The organism is Actinoplanes derwentensis (genome assembly GCF_900104725.1).
GTDB lineage: Bacteria > Actinomycetota > Actinomycetes > Mycobacteriales > Micromonosporaceae > Actinoplanes > Actinoplanes derwentensis.
The window spans coordinates 5,981,287-5,999,050 of record NZ_LT629758.1; the positions used below are offsets into that span (position 1 = coordinate 5,981,287).

The following is a 17,764-nucleotide window of genomic DNA, read 5'->3' on the forward strand; positions in this document are numbered from 1 at the left end:
CAGGCCAGCTCGGCGCGGGGACGCTGAATCGGCGGACACGTGTCCGCAGAACGGACGGTTGTGAGTGACTACGCATCCCACGGGACCGCTGGCGGGCCTGCTCGTCGCCGATTTCTCCCGGATCCTTGCCGGGCCGTACGCGACGATGCTCCTGGCCGACCTCGGCGCCCAGGTGATCAAGGTGGAGGGGCCGGGTGGTGACGACACCCGAACCTGGATGCCACCGGTCCGCGACGGCGTCTCGACCTACTACCTCGGCATCAACCGCAACAAGCGCTCGATCTCGCTGGACCTGAAGAACCCGGCGGATCTCGAAGTCGCACAGGAGCTGGCCCGGCGTGCCGACGTGCTGATCGAGAACTTCCGGCCCGGCGGCCTGGCCCGGTTCGGACTGGACTACGACGCCGTCGCGGCCGGCAATCCGAAAGTCGTCTACGCCGGTATCAGCGGCTTCGGCTCCGGCGAAGGCGCCGCACTACCCGGGTACGACCTGATGGTCCAGGCGATCTCCGGGCTGATGAGCCTCACCGGCGATCCGGACGGTTCGCCGTACCGGGCCGGGATCTCGGTCTTCGACGTGATGGCCGGAATGCACGCGAGCATCGGCATCCTCGCCGCTCTGAACCACCGCGCGACCACCGGCCGCGGCCAGCATGTGGAGGTCAACCTGCTCAGTTCGGCACTGTCCGGCCTGGTCAACCATTCCAGCGCCTACGTCGCCGGGGGCACCGTGCCGTTCCGGATGGGCAACGCACACCCCAGCCTCTTCCCGTACGAACCGCTGCCCACCGCCGACGGCGAGCTGATCGTCATCGCCGGCAACGACGGCCAGTTCCGCAAACTCTGCCAGGTCCTCGGCCTGCCGGAACTGCCCGAGGACCCACGGTTCGGCCGCAATCAGGACCGCACCGCCAACCGGGAGGAGCTGCGGCCGATCCTGCTCGAACGGCTGGCCACCCGCACCCGCGACGAGTGGTTCCGTGACCTGCTCGCCGCCGGGGTGCCGTGCGCACCGATCAACACCATCGACGAGGGTGTCGCGTTCGCCGGTGAACTGGGCCTGAACCCGGTGATCGACTCCGGCGGGATCCCGTCGGTTCGCAACCCGATCACATTCTCCGAGACCCCGGCCCGGTACGAACTCCCGCCGCCGGGACTGAACGAGCACGGCGAGGAGATCCGCGCATGGCTGAAGAGCTGAAATTCCCGACCGGCCTCGGTACGTCCGACGCCGACTCGATCTCGCTGCTCGGGCAGGATCTGGCCGCCGATCTGATGGGGAAGGTGGGGTTCGGCGAACTGGCGTTCTGGCTGGTCGCCAAGCGCCGCCCCAGCTCCGGTGAGGTGCGGGTCTTCGAGTCGGTGCTGGTGGCGCTCGCCGATCACGGGTTCACCCCGACCGCGATCGCGGCCCGGCTCACCTACCTGTCCGCGCCGAATTCGATCCAGGGCGCGCTGGCCGCCGGGTTGCTCGGCGGCGGGTCCCGGTTCCTGGGCGTGACCGAGGACTGTGGACGGTTTCTGGCGTCGGCTCTGGCAGCCGGCCGGACCGCGGAGGACATCGCCGGCTCCGGTGAACGGATCCCCGGCCTCGGCCATCCGGTGCACAAGGTGCGAGACCCCCGGACACCGGTGCTGATCGGAATCGCCAAGGAAGAAGGGCTCTACGGACCCCACCTCCGGCTGCTGGACGGAATCGCCGCCGTACACCCCAAGAAGTTGCCGTTGAACGGCGCCGGGGTCTGTGGAGCCGCACTGGCCGATCTCGGTCTCCCGGTGGAAATGCTGCGGGGTTTCGCCCTGCTGGCCCGCGCGGCCGGGCTGCTCGGGCAGATCGCCGAGGAACAGCAGCGGCCCATCGCCAATGACATCTACATGACTGTCGATCGCAACGCGGTATTCGAACCCTAAGGACGGACCATGGCCAGCATCGTCGCGGTCATCGCCTCGACACATCATCCCTTCTACTACCGGGCCAGCACCGCCACCGGCGCGGACCGGCCCCCGTTTGCCGACGAGTGGGTCCACAAGATCACCGCCTTCCGGGAGACCCTGACCAAGGCGAACCCGGACGTGCTGGTGATGGTCGGCTCGGACCACTTCCATCAGCTGTGGCTGGACAACATGCCACAGTTCCTGGTCGGCAAGGCGCCGTTCTACGACGCGAACTGGTACAACGAGGAACGCGAATTCGGCCTGCCGAAGATGCGCCTGAAAGGCCACGAGGACCTGTCCGCGCACATCCTGCGGGCCGGTCTGGACTCCGGATTCGACCTGGCGTTCAGCAACGAGCTGCGCATCGACCACAGCGTGACCTGCCCGATCATCACGTTGCGGCCGGAGGCGGACCTGCCGATCGTGCCGATCTACACCAATATCTTCGCACCACCACTGCCGCAGCCCTCCCGGTTCGTCAAACTCGGCGAGAGCATTCGTACGATCATCGAGCAGTGGCCGTCACACCTGCGCGTCGCCGTGATCGGAACCGGTCACCTGTCGCTGGAGCTGGGCGGACCACGACAGTTCGGGCCGCAGGGACCCGATCCTGAGTTCGACCAACGGGCCGTCCAGTGGATCGCCGACGGCGACCTGGACGGCTGCCTGCGTGAAGTGACTCTGGACAGCCTGCACGAGCCGGGCAACGCCACCCACGGCTTCATGGACTTCATGCTGATGATGGGGGTCGCCGGGGCCGGGGTGAAAGCCGACTACGTCGACACGCTCGACCTGTTCCACACCATGGAGGCCTACTTCACCTGGTACCCGCAGGGAGCCCCGGCATGAGCAAGTACCTGCTGAACAAGTTCCTCTTCACCGTGGACCGGGACCCCGCGCTGGTCGAACGCTATCGGAACGATCCCGCCGAACTGGTCACCTGGTGGGAGTCCACGATGGCCAACGACCTGCTCAACTGCCACAGCGGCGAGAACACCACCTGGCTGGCCCTCACCGCCGAGGAACGAGCCGCCCTGATCGCCCGGGACCAGGTGCGACTGTTCGAGTTCGGCGCGCACCCGTTCCTGACACTGACCCTTTTCATCGCGGTGTTCGAACGGGACAACACCGAACCCCTCGAATACCAGAAGGCGTACGGTGCGTCGCTCGCCCACATCACCCGGCCCTACCCCGACATCGCGACGTGAGCTCAAGTCGGGGTGTTGTCGCGTGTGGCGTTCGTGGCCTGCCCCGTACGGCGGACCGGGAGGTCGCGCCGCACCTGGTTTCCGCCCCGGTGCGGGCCGGGGCCGGTGAACCGGCAGACGGCGCGGCCGGCCGCCACCGGTCGCAGTGCCGGGGCCGCTTCGGCGGTGGAGGTGGCCAGCAACTCGGCGATGTCCACCACTGACAACAGGTCCAGCGCGGAGGCGGTCCGGCGCAGGTCGGCGGCCTGACCCCGGCAGGCCGCGCACTGGGCGAGATGCGCCTCGGCCACCTCGGTGTCGTCCGGACCGAGCCGGCCGAGCGCAAGAAATCCCAGCAGATCCTGCACGGGTGGATCCGTGCACGGTTCACTCGTCATGCCGGAACCCATCGGGGCCCCCGGCGCTCCCTGTACCGCATGGTGCCTGCCTTCGTGCGAAAGGATACGTCGCCACTTAAACGTTGCGGGACCGCATCGCGTTCGACGAACAAGTGAGGGTAATCCCCTTTCCAAACACTCGGACATGGTCAGCCGGCAAGCGGACCGAATCGGGCGTGAACGCAGCGAGACGGAGGCGTCAGGAGACCCGGATCTCGTACAGCGAGTAGCCGTAACCGTTGGAGCGGGCCGTGCCGACGACCTTCACGTACCGTCCCGGGACCTTTCCGGCCGAGATGAGCGTGTCACCCTCGACACCCGAGGTCGTGGTGTAGACCGTGGTCCAGGTGGTGCCGTCCACCGAGACCTCCACCCGGTACGTGGTCGCGTGCGAACGCTCCCAGGTCAGGTTCACGGTGCTGACGGCCCAGACGTCACCCAGATCCACCAGGAGCCACTGCGGGTCGGAGAACTCGCTGCTCCACCGGGTCGCCGCGTCACCGTCGACGGCCATCGACGCGGGCCAGCGCCCGTCCTCCTGGCTGGAGGCGCTCGCCGGGCGGCCCAGCGCCAGGTTCGCGCCGGCAGTGTTCGGCTTGCCGGTGACCACTGTCGTCTTCCCCGGCGTGGTGGTGGCGGCCGCGGCCGGGGTGCTGGGAGTGCGTTTCGGCGTGACCGACCGTGGGGCGGAGGCCGCCGACGGGACCGGCTGCCCGGCCGCCCGGGTGACACCGCTCGGCGCGACACTGAGCGGCGGCGGCGGAGGTACGGCGTCCGACGGAGGCCCGAGCGTGATCATCGTCCGGCCGGGCACCGGCTCCCGCTGCGGCTCGGCTACCTGGTCGGTGCTGCCGCGGTTGTTCGCGATCAGGGCGGTGCCGATCACGACCGCGCCGGTCAGCACCAGCGGCACCAGCCAAGGCGCGAACCGGGAGGCCCGCGAACGGCTGCCGCCGGGCTCCGGCTCGGCCGGTCCGAGCATGTTCGGCGCGGCGGCGCTCAGGACCGGGGCATGCTGGACCGGGGCGTGCTGGACCGGGGCGTGCTGGACCGGGGCGTGCTGGACCGGGCGCGGGAGCGGGTGGGGAAGGACCTCCGTGGGGCGGCTGAAGGGCTCCACGGGCGGGGTGGCGACCACCTGACCAGCAGAAACTCCAGCCGGATGCACCGGCGCCGGTGTCCCGGCGGGGTGCGGCACCGGTGTGGTCGTCGACTGATCGGCCTTCGCCCCGGTGGATCGCTGCGGGCCGGAAAGTGCCTGGCCGTCGGACGGCGGGGTGACGCGGGCATCGGTCTCGGGCTTGACCAGCGGATTCGGTCGAGGTGTACCGACCGGCACCGGACGGGGTGTACCCACCGGCGTCGGTTGCGGCGTGCCGGCCTGCGGCGGCAGGGGCGTGCCGGGCCTGGCGGTGATCGATCCGTTGGTGGGTTCCGGAACGGGCTTGCCGACCGAGGCAGGGGCAGGCTGGGGCGATGCGGCCGAGGCAGAGGCGGGCTGGGGCGAGGCAAGCGGGCCAGGAGCAGGCTGGGGCGAGGTGGTCGGAGCGGGCCTGGTCAGGGGGGCTGGCGGCGGCAGTTGTTCGGCGGGCTGTACCTCGTAGGGCGGCAGTCCACTCAGCGCCACCGCCCGTTGCACTGGCGGCCGCTGGCCGGGGCGTGGGACCGGACTCCCGGTGTCACCGCCGCGGGCCGCGGGCGACCGGGAGGTGCCGCTGTCGTCCGTACCTTCGGCGGGCTTGCGAAGGCCGTCGCTCTCCTGGGGCTCCCGGTCATCCTTGTCCATGGGTCGCGCCTTTCGTTGTCGGTGACGTGCTGGGACCCGAACCGGCTGGAGGGCTGAACGCCGGAGGGCTGAACGCTGGAGGCAGTGCTGAAGGGATCAACGCTGGGGAAATGAACGCTGGTGTGGATCAACGCTGGAGGGGTCGACTCCGCCGTCGCGTGGTGTGACCGTGAACCATCCGGACGCCGCTGTGGCCGACGGCACGTCGGCCACCAGCCGGGAGCGGGCGCTGACCGGGGCACGGAGGTAGTTGGCGAGCAGGCGCAGCATCGGTTCGGCGATCTCGCCCACCTCCAGCCGGACCGGTTCCGGCCTGCCGGCCCAGCCCGGTCGCTGGTCGGCCACGGCGATGGCGAACTCCCAGGCGGTGACGGGGCGGCCGTCGAGCCGGAACGGCTGGCGCTGATCAGGGCCACGAGCCGCGACGACGGTACGGGACCCGTCGCCGGCCGGGAATCCCTCCGGCACCGGGGCCAGGGCCAGCAGCGGTGCGGCATCCGACGGTCCGGACGGTGCTCGCAGCGGTGCGGCGCCCGCTGGCCCGAACGGTGCCTGCAGCGGTGCGGCGCCCGGCGGTCCGGACGGTGCCCGTGGCGGTGCGGGACGGGGCGGCGTCAGCACGGTGGCCAGGTCGTCGTCGGAGAACGGGAAGGCGGTGGTCAGGCGGATCGCCGGGCGGGGCTGCCGGTCGACGCGGCGGGGCAGGCTCGCCCACCAGCCGTCGGCGCGGCGGCCGATCGTGACGGCCTGGAGCTGGTCGGCCAGGAGTTGTTCGACGTCGGGGGCGACCGGCGCGGAGCCGATCAGCAGGACCGGGCGGGGGTCGGGATCGCGGTAGGCGGCGAGGATCTCGCCCAGTTGGCCGGGCTCGACGTCACCGGCGTCGGTGCGGACGGTGCCGGTGGGCCCGTCGACGGTGAGCAGGACGGCGAAGAAGCGGCTGTCGCGATGCCACCAGCGCGGCGGGGTGGAGCGTTGCGCGGCGAGCACCACGTCAGGCCGGTCGGTGGAGTCCGGGGTGAGCAGGTGATCCAGTTCGGCCGGTTCGAAATCGACCCGGGCCCGCGCCTCGGCGGTGAGCCGGTTGAGGAGCATGTGCAGCACCGGCAGCACGTCGTCCGGTAGCGGCAGGCCGGGCAGTCCGACCAGGATCATCAACCGCCGCGACTGTCCGGGGCGGCGGCGCACGTCGCCGAGGTGCTGGCCGGCGAACGGTGGCCGCACCCAGAGACCGAACTGGGTGGCCTCGACCACCCAGCGTTCGTTGAGGCGGTAACTACCGGGTCCGGCGGGTCGCAGGTCGGCGAGGAAGTCCACCGGGCCGACCGGGACCGGCGGGCCGTCGGCGGTGCAGCGCAACCGGGACACCGGCGGGGTCCACCAGCCCTGCCCGTCGGCGTCCAGGGACACCGAGACGAGCCGGTCCGCACCGTCCAGGGTAGGCAGTCCGGTGGCCACCTCGACGGGGGTGTCCCAGTGCCGGGCGACGGTGCCGGCGAGCTGGAGCGCCGCACCGGCGGCGTCGCCGTAGGAGGCGATCAGCATCGACGGGTCGAGCGCCTCCACAAGCGAGAAGACCGCTTCGGCGTCGGGTGGGGGCGTGCCGGGACGGCCGAGTACGACGGTGACCCGGTCGCGGTCCATGGGCACGGCGAGGACGAGGTCGTCCAGGCCGGGTTCGGGCAGGTGCGGGGCGTCGGTGAAGAGCCAGATCCCGGCGGGTACGGCGTACGCCCGGACGCCCGGGGCGGCGTGCCGGACGAGCGTGTCCACTTCGGCCTCCCAGTGGGGCCGGGGATGCCGACGCCCGCCCCGCCGGACCCGGCCGTCCGGGGCGAACCAGCGCCAGCCGTCGATGGCGAACATGCCACCACCGGGGATGAGCAGCAGTTGCCCGCTGGGCGCGTACACATCGGCCTGTAGCTGGCGGGCCAGAGCGGCGGCCGGCGGCCCGCTGCCGGCCGCGTCCATACCGGCGCCGGAGACGGCGAGGCGGGCGGCGGAGCCGGGCGGGACCGCGATCGGCAGCGCTTCGGTGAGGAAGGCCCAGTCGTCGGGCCCGGCGAGCTGACCGACGACGGTGACGACGCCGGACTCGGGGGGCATCAGGGCGGCGAGTGACGCGATCGCGCCGTGCGGATCGGGACCGACGACGGCCAGCTGCTCACCGACCCAGTTGAGGGCACTCGCGGTGCCGCGCCGGGCACCGGGCTGAGACGGAGATCCACCAGACCCGCGGGCCATCACGACCGATGTCCGCGAGGGCTCCGCGATGACGGATGGAAACGCTCCCATGACAGAGTCATCGTCTCTGAACCTCTCACTTTCAGCTATCACCCCGCGCCGAGAACCACCGACACATGCGTCCAGGATCAAGGAATTATCGATGAACGGATCTGCCGCCGGCCAACTGCCCGTCGGTAGCGATCAAACTGTGACCCGTTACGACTCCATCGCCTTCATGACGTCGCGGAGAGCACGGAGCGCGTAGTGCGCCCGAGACTTGACCGTCCCCTCCGGAACGCCCAGCCGGGCGGCGACGTCGACCGCCTGGGACTCGGTGAAGTACAGCTCGACCAGCACGGCGCGGTGTGCGGGACTGAGCCGGCGCAGGGCCTCGCGGACCACGTCGGCGGTGAGCACCCGCTCCATCGCGTCACCGGCGGCAGGCACCTGGGCCAGGTCCGGCGGGCTCATCTCCGGCGGGCGGATCCTACGGGCCCGGCCCACGTCGATGACCAGGTTACGGGCGACCCGAAAGAGCCAGGCACGCACTCCGGCCGGATCCCGGGAGAGCATCGGATGATGCCGCCAGGCGCGCAGGAGCGTCTCCTGCAACAGATCCTCGGCGGCCGCCCGGTCGCCGAGGGTGAGCCCGGAGAGGTACCGGTACACGGCGGGGCCGTGCTCGGCCTGCACACTACGCAGCCAGGCGTCGCCGTCGATCGGCACTTGCTCCCGTACGTCCACAGTCTCCTACCGTGCCAGACCGGCGAACGATCCGCCGACGGACCTTCGGGCCACGATGCATCGGTGCTGCGCGGGCCAAGCAGAGCGTAGAAACACTGTGTTTCATAGATGATTCCGACTTCTTGCGGAACTTCACTTTCCCGACAAGCCGGCCGCTCCGATCGCCGCGGGCAGATCCTCGGCGGTGAGCAGGGCCAACTCGGCGGTGGTCACCTCGACCGAGGCGGCGAGCCGGGACGCCTGCATGTCCGCCATCCGCTCGAAGACCTTACGCGCCTCCCGGCCGTTGCCGAAGGTGCCGTCCTTCGGGATCCGGTCGAAGTACGTGAGCAACGCGGAGGCCGCGGCCGGGTCCAGCTGGTAGTCGTGCCGGATGCACTGGTTCTCCACAATGGTCACCAGCTCGGCAGGTGAATAGTTGGCGAACTCGATGGTCCGGCTGAAACGCGACTCCAGGCCCGGGTTCGCCTGCAGGAAGCGTTCCATGTCGGCGGAGTACCCGGCCGCGATGACCACCACGTCCTCCCGGTGATCCTCCATCAGCTTGACCAGCGTGTCGATCGCCTCACGGCCGAAGTCCGGGCCGGTGCCGCCACGGCTGTTGCTCAGCGTGTACGCCTCGTCGATGAAGAGCACCCCACCGAGCGCCGAGTTGAACGCCTCGGTGGTCTTGATCGCGGTGCCACCGATGATCTGCGCCACCAGGTCGGCGCGGGCCACCTCGACCAGGTGTCCCTTCTTCAGCACGTTGAGTTCGGCGAGGATCTTGCCGTACAAGCGGGCGATCGTGGTCTTGCCCGTGCCGGGCGCACCCGCGAAGACGAGATGCCGGGCCATCGGCGGCGCGGACAGACCGGCCTCCTGGCGTCTCTTGGACATCTTGTTCAGGTTGATCAGCGATGTGACCTCCTGCTTCACCCCGTGCAGACCGACCAGCGACTGCAGTTCCCGCAGCGGGTCGGAGCCCCGGGCGACGGATCCGCGCTCCTCCGCCGGTGGGGGTGCCGGGGCAGTGCCCGCGGTCGCCGTGCCGTACGCGTCCGGCAGCCGGTTGCGCGCGCTGGAGAGCGCCTCGACGGTGAGTGGCCCGGCGGGTTCGGCCTGGCGCAGTCCGGACCCCTGGTTGTCCCGCACGGTGCAGCCGGTGACCCGCACGGCACCGCCGGTGCGTACCGCGATCCCGTCACCGGCGTTCGCGGTGAACTCCGAATCCGTCACCGTGCCCCGCCCGCCGGCCGCGAAGACCAGCCCGTCGCCCGCGTTGTCGTGGACGCGGCAGCCGGTCAGCGAGACGTCCGCGCCGGAACCCACCGAGACTCCGTCCGCACCCGCGTCGGCGATCTCGCAGTCGCCGAACGTGGCGGTGGCGTCCTCGACGGCGACTCCGGCTCCGCCGCTGCCGCGCAGGCTCAGGCCGGACACCGAGGGCTGGGCTCCGCCGCCGACCTTCATGCCGATGCCGCCACATCGTTCGATCGTGACGTTCTCGAACCGGCCGCGGGCGCTGTCGGACACCTCGATCGCGGCGCCCTCACAGCCGAGCACCTGGAGCCGGTGCAGGAGCGGGTCGGCGCCACCGTCGAGGCGTACCCCCGCGCCGGTGCAGTCACTGACCACCATGCCGGTCACCTCGGGGGTGCTGCGATCGCCGATCGCCACGCCGGCACCCGAGATCCGGGTGGCGACGCACTCGTCCATCCGGCCGGCGGACCGGCCGGCGAAGCGGAATCCGCTACGCCGTGCGCCGGTCGCCCGGCAGCGGCGCAACGTGGGCGCGCAACGTTCGCCGGTGAAGAAGCCGTCCGCGCCGCTGCCGTCGACGGTGCAGTCCTCCAGGGTGGCCTTACCGGTGGTGGCCAGGTAGACGCCGACGCCGCTGGTCTGCCGGACGGTCAGTCGCCGCACGGTCGCCTCGGACTGCTGCTCGGCCGCGAACGCGGGTTTACCGGCCCCGATGATCTCGGTGTCCTCGATGGTGATCCGGCCGTGGCCGTTGAGGCAGATGCCGTTGCCGCGCGCCTCCCGGACCGTGCAGGAACGGACCCGGAGGTCCCCGTGCTCGGCGACGACCACACCCGAGGTGCCCAGCCGCTCGATCCGGCAGTCGTCGAGCATGCTCCCGGTCCGGGAGGTGATCACGACACCCGCACCGGCCTCGTTGGTCACCCGGCTGCCGCGCATCGTCAGTGAACCCTGGTCGCGGACGAAGACTGCGGCCCACGACGACGCGGTCAGCTCGCACTCGGTGACGCTGATCTGGCCCATCGCGAGGACCAGCGCCGGGCTGTCGCCGTCGGCGGCCGTGATGGACAGACCGGCGAGGGCGGCCGACTCGGCGGCCAGCACGACCGGGATCCCGGTCGGCGCGGTCAGCCGCACCGTACCGGGCCCGTCCTGTGCGGTGATGGTGACGATCTTCGTCAGCACCAGGTTCTCGGTGTAACTGCCGGGCTGCACGGTGATGACCGCCCCGTCCGCCGCCGCCGCGAGCGCCTCGCCGAGCGTCCGGTAACCGGATCCCGCCGACTGCGTGACGGTAATCCTCCGCTGGTTCACCCTCGTGATCCCTCCGTGTGACACCGCGGCCGGACGGCCCCGGTCCCTGCCCTCGTCCGCCCGGTGGCGGCCGTGGTCAGGAGTTGGGGCCCAGACCGCCGCCGTTGTCCCGGTCCAGGCTGACGAATTCGTTGACGGCTCCGCGTCCCTCGGTGCTCAGGTCCCGCACGAAGGTGATCGCCTTGTCGACGTACCCCAGTGTCTCGATGGCGCTCGGCTCTTTGCTCTTGGCGAAGTTCTGGCCGGTCTCGTCGGTGCCCCACGGCTCGCTGAGCGTAGTGCGCACGGTCTTGACCCGGGCCACCGCGGCTTCCAGGTCACCGACCAGGTCACCGATCGTGTTGAAGAGGCGGAGCGCACCGTCCGGCTCGAGTGTGGTCTCGTCAGCCATCGGCCCGGCCCGCCTCCTTCTTGGTGTTGGCCTTCCGCGCGTTCTCCACGAGATCGGGCAGGTTGATCGCGGAGGTCAGCAGCGTACCGACCACGTCGTTGATGTCGACCTTGCCGGCGGCGAGGTCGCCGAACTTGATGCCGGGCAACACGTCGCCGCCGGTCATCTCGTCAATCTTGCCGAAGGCCGTGCCGCGCCCACGGCGCAGGGTCTCCAACATGGTCGACGCCAGCTCGGTCGGGGACATCGTGCGGTAGCGGGTGGTGTTGAAGGTGAGCCCGGTCAGTTCGCCACGGCCGTCGAACGTGGCGGTGACCATCTTGTTCGACGACTCGACGACCGTGGTCGCCTCGTTCATCTTCCGCTGGAAGTCCTCCAGCTTGCGCTGCTCCTCGGCGAGTTTGACCAGCATCGCCTCCAACTGGCCACTGCGCCGCGGAGCGCCCTGTTCGTCAGCCATCCCTGTCTCCCCTCATCGCCTTCTTGATCTCCTGGTCGAAGTCCTTACGGAAGTCCTCCCGGGCCGCTTCGAGGCGCTGCTCCTTACGGCCGAGGACGTTCCAGCCGTTCTCCTGGCCGCTGTTCCAGGCGGACGGGTCACCCTGGAGGCCGTTGCGTTTCGCGGCCGACGAATCGAACAGCGAACCGCCGCCACCCGGCCCGCCACCCATGCCACCGCCCATGCCACCGCCACCCATCGGCGGCATGAACGGCATCATCGGCGCGCCGGAACCCGCCGCGCCGCCGGCCGCCGGTGGACTGACCGGATCGCCGGGCTGGCCCAGGCCGAGGGTCGGGACGGCCGGGCGGAACAGGTCCGCCGGGGCGGACCCGCTGGACGCCAGCGTGAGCCCGCCGGAATCGCCACGGGCGGCTTCGATCAGTGCCCGGCCGATCGAGGGCTCCTCGACGGCCACCGGTGGCGGCGGCGATTGGCCACCGATCGTCAGGCCCACGTCGCGGTACGCGTTCGCCACGTCGTGCAGGATCTGCTGAGCCTGCTGGTCGTACGGGCCGTCCGCGCCGCCCGCCCGCTGCACCTTGAGGTCACGGACCCGGGCCTGTCCGGCGGCGAGCCCGTTCGCGGTGATCCTCAGCTGGCGGCCGAGTTCGGCTTCGTCGAGTGTGTGCAGCAGCTCACGGGTACGGCGCAACGGCGCCTCCAGCCGTTCGCCGACGGCCGAGACCGAGTGGGACCACGCGTCGTCCAGTTCGCCGATCGCCCGGTCCAGCCGGCTCGCGATCGCCCGCAGGGCACGGCGCGCCTCGTCGAAGGCGGCGGCGCCACGCTCGACTTCAGACGGCGACGCCGCCTCCAGCACCGCCGAGACCTCCTGGAGGGTGTACGGCCGTCCTGCTCCCCGAGTGGTCACGGTCAGTCCCGGCCCAGAGCCTTGCTGGAGACGACGCTGCCGTCGTCCTCACCCCACATGCCGTCCTCGCCGGCCAGCCAGGTGTTGCGCTCCCGGTCGCGATCGCCCTGGCCACCGGCACCTCCGCCACCCATCGGCGGGGACATCGGCATGCCGGAGCCAGCCGTCTGGCCGGCCGCAGTACCGGGCATGAGCGGAGTCATCTGGGAGTCTCTCGCCGCGGGGCCGGTGACGGGTGCCAGTTCCAGTGGGGCGGGCTGTTCGGGGTCACCGCCACCACCACCGCTTCCGCCACCACTGCCTCCGCCGCTTCCGCCTCCGCTACCGCCGCCACTGCCTGCGGTGTCCTTGCCGGTGAGGAAGTCGGAGAGTGAGGTGTGGTCGCCGCCCTCGTCGATCAGGTCGCCGATGACACCGTCGGCCGCCTTCTTGGCGTCCTCCAGCGCGTCGATACGGGCCTGCCGCTCGTCCTCGGTCAGTCCCTTCTCGCCGCCGCCGGACTCCAGCTCGTCGATCATGTCGTCCAGCGACTCGTCCACCGCGTGCCTGGCCTCGGTGAGCGCGTTGTCGCGAAGCTGCTCGGCCTCGTCCGCGTCGATCTTCCCGTCGCCGTTGAGGTCGCCGCCGTTCTCGCCGAGCGCCTTCTCCATCGCGTCGTCGCCGAGCAGGCCCTCGATCGCCTCGTCGGCGGCCTCCTTCGCGTCCTCCAAGGCGTCGTCGCGGGCCGCCTGTTCCTCGGCGGAGAGGTCGTCCTTGTCACCGGTGGAGCTGTCGCCCTTCCCGTCGGTCGAGCTGTCGCCCTTGTCCCCGGTCGAGCCGATCGCGTCGGCGGCCGCCTTCCGGGCGTCCTCCAGCGCGTCGGCAGCGGACGGGTCGCCCGAGGTGGAGAGATCCTCGATGGCGTCGTCGGCGGCCTTCTTCGCCTCCTCCAGAGCCTTCTCGCGAGCCTCCTCGGGGGTGACGTCCCCCGCGTTGGTGTCGCCCAGGTCGTCGATGGCGTCGTTCGCCGCCTTCTTCGCCTCCTCCAGGGCCTTGTCGCGGGCCTCGTCGGCTGCCTTGTCGCCGGTGTCCTTACCCATCAGGTCGTCGATGGCCTCGTCCGAGGCCTTCTTGGCCTCGTCGAGTGCGTCCTGGCGAGCCTTCTCGGTCTCCGGGTCACCAGCTTCTACGGGGTCAGCCGACTCAAGACCTTCGATGGCTTCCTGCGCCGCCTCCTGAGCGTCCTCCAGCGCCTGCTCCCTGGCCTTCTCAGCGGCGGCCTCCTCCGCGGCGGGGTCGGCCGAGGACGTCGGGGGCAGGTCACTGCCCCCGCCGGTCCCACCGCCGCTGCCACCACCGGTCTCACCACTACCACCGCCGGACTCGCCGCCACCGGCTCCCAGTCCCTCGATGGCGTCGTTCGCCGCCTGCTGCGCGTCCTCCAGAGCCTTCTCGCGGGCCGCGGCGGCGTCGTCAGCCGCGCTACCGCCACTCGTGCCGGTCGCCTTCTTGCCGCCGGTCGACCCGCTCGTGGCACCCGGGGTGCCGGAGGTCGTCGGAATGCCGGAGCCGCCGCCGGTCTCGCCCGCGCCACTCTCCCCCGCGCCGAGGCCGTCGATGGCGTCGGAGGCCGCCTCCTTGGCGTCCTCGAGCGCGTCGTCGTACGTCGGTTCGCCGGTCTTGAGGTCGTCGATGGCGTCGTTCGCGGCCTTCTTGGCATCGTCCAGGGCCTGCTGACGCGCGGCGTCCTCCTTGCCCGAGCCGGAGCCCGAAGAACCGCCGCCGCTGCCGGTGCCAGCACCCGTGCCGGCACCGCTACCGCTGCCACTGCCTTCGCCGGATCCCTCGCCCTCGCCTTCACCTGAGCCGGATCCTGAGCCGGATCCTGAGCCGGACTCCTCGTCCTTCAAGTCCTCGAGGGCCTTATCGGCGGCTTCCTTCGCGTCGTCGAGCGCGGCGTCGTGTTCCGGGTCACCGTTCTTCAGGTCGTCGATGGCGTCGTTGACCTTGTCCTTGGCCTCGTCAAGGATGTCGTCCTTGTCGTCGCCCGAACCGCTGCCCGAGCCACCGCCCGTACCGCCGCCTTCTTCCTTCTCGTCCTTCTCGTCTTCGTCTTTCTCGTCCTCGTCCTTGCCGTCCCCGCCCTCGACCTCTTCGTCCTCGGGCTTGTTGTTGCCGCCGGTTCCGCCGCCTTCTTTGGGCTGCGTCTGCAGGTTGATGTCGAAGGGGCCGAAGCTCTCGGCGATGTCGCGGTAGCCCTGGGCCAATTGGTTCAGCCGGGCACGCAGATTGGTGAAGATCCAACGGTCGGAAGCCTTGACGGCGGCGGCCTTACCGTCGGTGATGTCATCGTCATACGACTTCTTGACATCCGACTTGGTGAGGTCCGCACCGGCCTTCCGATAGATCGAGGTGATCTGGTTGACCGCGCTCTCCTCGAGCTTCACGCGGAGCCGCTCGCCCTCGTTCTCGATGGCCGTCCACTCTTCGCGGAACTCTTTGATCGCGGTGCCGATGCCGTGGGAGTGCGCGCCGAAGTTGTACTTCCTGATGACGTCGAGCACGCCTTTGCGGCTCTTCTCGACCTTCTTCGCCACCAGGTCCTGGAAGGCGGTGCCCGCCGCGCCGCCCAGAAGCGAGTTGTCCTCACTCGTGCCGGCGATCTTCTTGGCGAGATCCTCCAGGCCGTCGAGCATGTGCTCCATCTCGCCCAGGGAGCTGGTCCAGTACTTGCCGGCGTCGTACCAGGCGTTGTCGGCGGGATTCGTCACCGCCAGCAGGTCCTCCACGTAGGCCTTGAGTTGGGCCTTGTCGGTGTATTTGGCGAACTTCTCGCCAACCGGCGGGCTCTTCTCGTCGAATGTCCCGACTTCACCCGTGGCCACAACTCACCCCAAAGACTCGAGCCCTGCACAAGAGTTCGCGCCGCCGGCCGACGGGCGAGGAAAGGCACCGGGCAGCTTGATCAGCTCCCCGGTATCACCTGACTACCTGACGTCGCCGAACCGGTTACCGGAACGGACGTCCTGCGCCTGCATGTCGTCGGCACGGACACCGAGTTCGGTGGCGAGCTCGTGCACGATCTGGTTCATGTCACCGAAGTTCTTCTCGATGCGCAGCGACAGCTCGTTGTAGTTCGCGGCCGCCGGACCGGTCCAGTTGTCCAGCGCGGTGCCGGTCTCCATCGAGAGCTTCTGAATGAGCCCCTCGACGGCCTTGTTGACGTTGTTCATCTTCGTGATGCCTTCGAAGATCTGGCTGTAGTCATAACCGATGAAATCGTCGGGCATGTCGTTCTCCTATTCCGTGTTCCGTACGCCGCGGGGTGGCTCAGATGTCTTTGAGGATGCTCACGCCGACCGTGCCGATCTGACCGGCGTTGTCGTAGTCCTGCTGATCGAAGTCCTGAATGGTGCCGTCCACGTTCCCGGCCATCGTGTTCAGGTCGGCGATGATGAGCTTCAACTCGCTGACCCACGAGTCACGCGCGCTGAGCAGCGCCCGCATCATCGCGCCGTCGCAGTGCTCGTCCATGACGGCGACTGCCTCGTCGAAGTGCTGCACCTCGAGACCGACGTCGACCGCCGTCTCGCGGTGGTCGGTGGCTACCCGGCCGGCAACGCTCGGATCGAGTTTGGTGTTCGCATTGGGGCTGCTCATCGGGTTTCTTCTCCCCTTCTGGACACTGACGAACTGGTACGGATATGGAATCAGCCGGTGCCGTGATCGAACCGGTCCATCCAGGACGGGAGCGCTTTGGAGGGGATATCCCCCGTCAACCGCCCCAGACCAGGCTCTGCAACGCGGCGGCCGGATCCAGCACCGCACCGGTGGGGAGCAGTTCGAGCAGCTCCGACGGCACGTCCACCGGGGTCTGGCCGGAGTAGCCGAGCGCCTGGACGCCGTCCGGCCGCAACGGATGTTTCACGCCGTACTCGGTGATCAGGAAGAGGGCGCCACCGGGAGTTCCCGGCGCGTAGGGGTTGCGGGCCAGCACACCGGTACCGGCGGCGATCAGCACCCGGTCCACCGTGCCGCCCGCCGCGGTGAGCCGGGGCACCGGAAGCGCGGCGTCGGCGGCCGCGGCGGAGACCCGGGAGAGACTGACCGACACGGTCGTACCGGACGAGCGGAAGGCGACACACGGCAACCCGCCTCCCCCGGTCACCGGCGACGGCGGTGCCGGCGGATAGCCCTCCATCAGTTCGGTGCTCTTGCTGACCGTCGCACCGGCCAACTCGTCCGGCCGGATCGGGATCGGCACCACGGCGCCGCCCGCGTACGCCTGCCTGATCGCCGGATCCGCCAGCAGCAGCGCCGCGCTGGTCCGGCTCAGCCGCACGAACCCGTCACCGCGGGCCAGGAACTGCTCACTGGTCCCGCTGGCCGGGTTCTGCACCTCGTAGATCTGGCCGATCGTGCTGGCCCGGCCGCTGATCGACGGCCCGGTCCGGCCACGGTTCGCGACGACGGGGAACGCCAGGTCCCGGCCGGGCGGGATCGGGTTCAGCCAGGCGGCGGTGACCAGCGCCGGTTCGACGGCCGCATAACCGAGCGCCACCGCGGCCGTCTCGGTCAGGCGGTAGCGGCGGCCCTGCCAGATGAGGTACGTCTTCAGGTCCGCGGTCTGCGCCAGGAACGCCTGGTTCCCGGTGACCGCGACCGGTGCCGTCACGTCGCCGAGCAGCAGCGTGGTGGCGGGAGCACCGGCCGGGGTCGGCGGTTGCGCGCAGACCGTCCACGCGCCGGTGTAGAGCCGGCTCGCGGCGGGCACCGAGTCGGGTGCGCCGGGGATGCCGATCGGCGCGCCCACCGGAATGCCCTTCAGCGACTCCCGGGACACCTGGACCATCCGCGGGTCGGAGTCGCCGCCCAGCACCAGCCGGGCGGACGAGTAGTTGAGCACCGGCCGGAGCTGGTCGCCCATCAACAAGTAGCGGGCGCCGGTCTCCTTCACCGCGATGACCACACCGGCCTGTCGCCAGGACTTGTCGCCGCCGGGCCGGAAGATGCCGTAGATGCCGAAGCCGCCCGCGATCACCACGGCCAGCAGGATGCCGATGACAAAACCGAGCATGGCCCGGTGGTTCGGCGGCTCGTACGGGTCCGGGCGCCCTTTCATCAGCGCCGCGTTGAGGCGGCTGACGACGTAGAAGTAGGCGTGGACCTGATCTCTGCGGGACTCCACC

General features: G+C 70.2%; 16 protein-coding genes. 4 read left to right on the forward strand and 12 right to left on the reverse strand.

The genetic code is table 11. The annotated features are described in order from the left end of the window. Positions 1 to 64 precede the first annotated feature (64 nt). The 4 genes from BLU81_RS26320 to BLU81_RS26335 are packed head-to-tail and all read left to right on the forward strand — an operon-like array spanning position 65 to position 3,143. Positions 65 to 1,201 (forward strand): CaiB/BaiF CoA transferase family protein, encoded by a 1,137-nt coding sequence (locus tag BLU81_RS26320; RefSeq protein WP_231953516.1) that lies wholly within the window; start codon positions 65 to 67, stop codon positions 1,199 to 1,201. Further along, a complete protein-coding gene (locus BLU81_RS26325; protein WP_092547130.1) occupies positions 1,186 to 1,911 on the forward strand; it encodes a citryl-CoA lyase in 726 nt (241 codons plus the stop codon). The genes BLU81_RS26320 and BLU81_RS26325 overlap by 16 nt, the downstream gene beginning before the upstream one ends. Before the next feature lie 9 nt (positions 1,912 to 1,920). Further along, on the forward strand, positions 1,921 to 2,784 hold the full coding sequence (locus BLU81_RS26330) for a DODA-type extradiol aromatic ring-opening family dioxygenase (protein WP_092547131.1): 864 nt from the start codon (positions 1,921 to 1,923) through the stop codon (positions 2,782 to 2,784). After that, the gene (locus BLU81_RS26335) at positions 2,781 to 3,143 is read left to right on the forward strand and encodes a hypothetical protein (protein WP_092547132.1); all 363 of its coding nucleotides are present in this window, start codon (positions 2,781 to 2,783) and stop codon (positions 3,141 to 3,143) included. The genes BLU81_RS26330 and BLU81_RS26335 overlap by 4 nt, the downstream gene beginning before the upstream one ends. A gap of 2 nt (positions 3,144 to 3,145) precedes the next feature. Here BLU81_RS26335 and BLU81_RS49980 read toward each other — a convergent pair whose 3' ends face one another. The 12 genes from BLU81_RS49980 to eccB form a co-directional block, all read right to left on the reverse strand. Beyond that, positions 3,146 to 3,490 (reverse strand): zf-HC2 domain-containing protein, encoded by a 345-nt coding sequence (locus BLU81_RS49980; protein WP_197685987.1) that lies wholly within the window; start codon positions 3,488 to 3,490, stop codon positions 3,146 to 3,148. A 229-nt stretch (positions 3,491 to 3,719) separates the two neighbouring features. Then, a complete protein-coding gene (locus BLU81_RS26345) occupies positions 3,720 to 4,859 on the reverse strand; it encodes a discoidin domain-containing protein (RefSeq protein WP_092547134.1) in 1,140 nt (379 codons plus the stop codon). A 543-nt stretch (positions 4,860 to 5,402) separates the two neighbouring features. Next, entirely contained in the window at positions 5,403 to 7,550 is a 2,148-nt protein-coding gene (locus tag BLU81_RS26350) for a hypothetical protein (protein WP_092547135.1), read from the reverse strand. A gap of 198 nt (positions 7,551 to 7,748) precedes the next feature. Continuing rightward, positions 7,749 to 8,276 (reverse strand): sigma-70 family RNA polymerase sigma factor, encoded by a 528-nt coding sequence (locus BLU81_RS26355; RefSeq protein WP_231953517.1) that lies wholly within the window; start codon positions 8,274 to 8,276, stop codon positions 7,749 to 7,751. A gap of 132 nt (positions 8,277 to 8,408) precedes the next feature. Then, positions 8,409 to 10,832, reverse strand: coding sequence for a right-handed parallel beta-helix repeat-containing protein (locus BLU81_RS26360; protein ID WP_092547136.1), 2,424 nt, complete (start codon positions 10,830 to 10,832; stop codon positions 8,409 to 8,411). 76 nt (positions 10,833 to 10,908) lie between these two features. Further along, on the reverse strand, positions 10,909 to 11,223 hold the full coding sequence (locus BLU81_RS26365) for a hypothetical protein (RefSeq protein WP_092547137.1): 315 nt from the start codon (positions 11,221 to 11,223) through the stop codon (positions 10,909 to 10,911). Next, positions 11,216 to 11,683, reverse strand: a complete 468-nt coding sequence (locus BLU81_RS26370; RefSeq protein WP_092547138.1) for a YbaB/EbfC family nucleoid-associated protein — start codon at positions 11,681 to 11,683, stop codon at positions 11,216 to 11,218. The genes BLU81_RS26365 and BLU81_RS26370 overlap by 8 nt, the downstream gene beginning before the upstream one ends. Beyond that, entirely contained in the window at positions 11,676 to 12,596 is a 921-nt protein-coding gene (locus BLU81_RS26375; RefSeq protein WP_092547139.1) for a hypothetical protein, read from the reverse strand. Before BLU81_RS26375 ends, BLU81_RS26370 begins: the two co-directional genes overlap by 8 nt. A gap of 2 nt (positions 12,597 to 12,598) precedes the next feature. Then, on the reverse strand, positions 12,599 to 15,460 hold the full coding sequence (locus BLU81_RS26380; RefSeq protein ID WP_092547140.1) for a midas domain-containing protein: 2,862 nt from the start codon (positions 15,458 to 15,460) through the stop codon (positions 12,599 to 12,601). 102 nt (positions 15,461 to 15,562) lie between these two features. Continuing rightward, positions 15,563 to 15,865: a WXG100 family type VII secretion target gene (locus BLU81_RS26385; RefSeq protein ID WP_092547141.1), complete on the reverse strand. Its 303-nt coding sequence runs from the start codon at positions 15,863 to 15,865 to the stop codon at positions 15,563 to 15,565. A gap of 40 nt (positions 15,866 to 15,905) precedes the next feature. Beyond that, positions 15,906 to 16,235, reverse strand: coding sequence for a hypothetical protein (locus BLU81_RS26390; protein ID WP_092547142.1), 330 nt, complete (start codon positions 16,233 to 16,235; stop codon positions 15,906 to 15,908). Positions 16,236 to 16,350: 115 nt separating this feature from the next. Continuing rightward, positions 16,351 to 17,763: a type VII secretion protein EccB gene (gene eccB / locus BLU81_RS26395; RefSeq protein ID WP_092547143.1), complete on the reverse strand. Its 1,413-nt coding sequence runs from the start codon at positions 17,761 to 17,763 to the stop codon at positions 16,351 to 16,353. Between the last annotated feature and the right edge of the window lies 1 nt (position 17,764).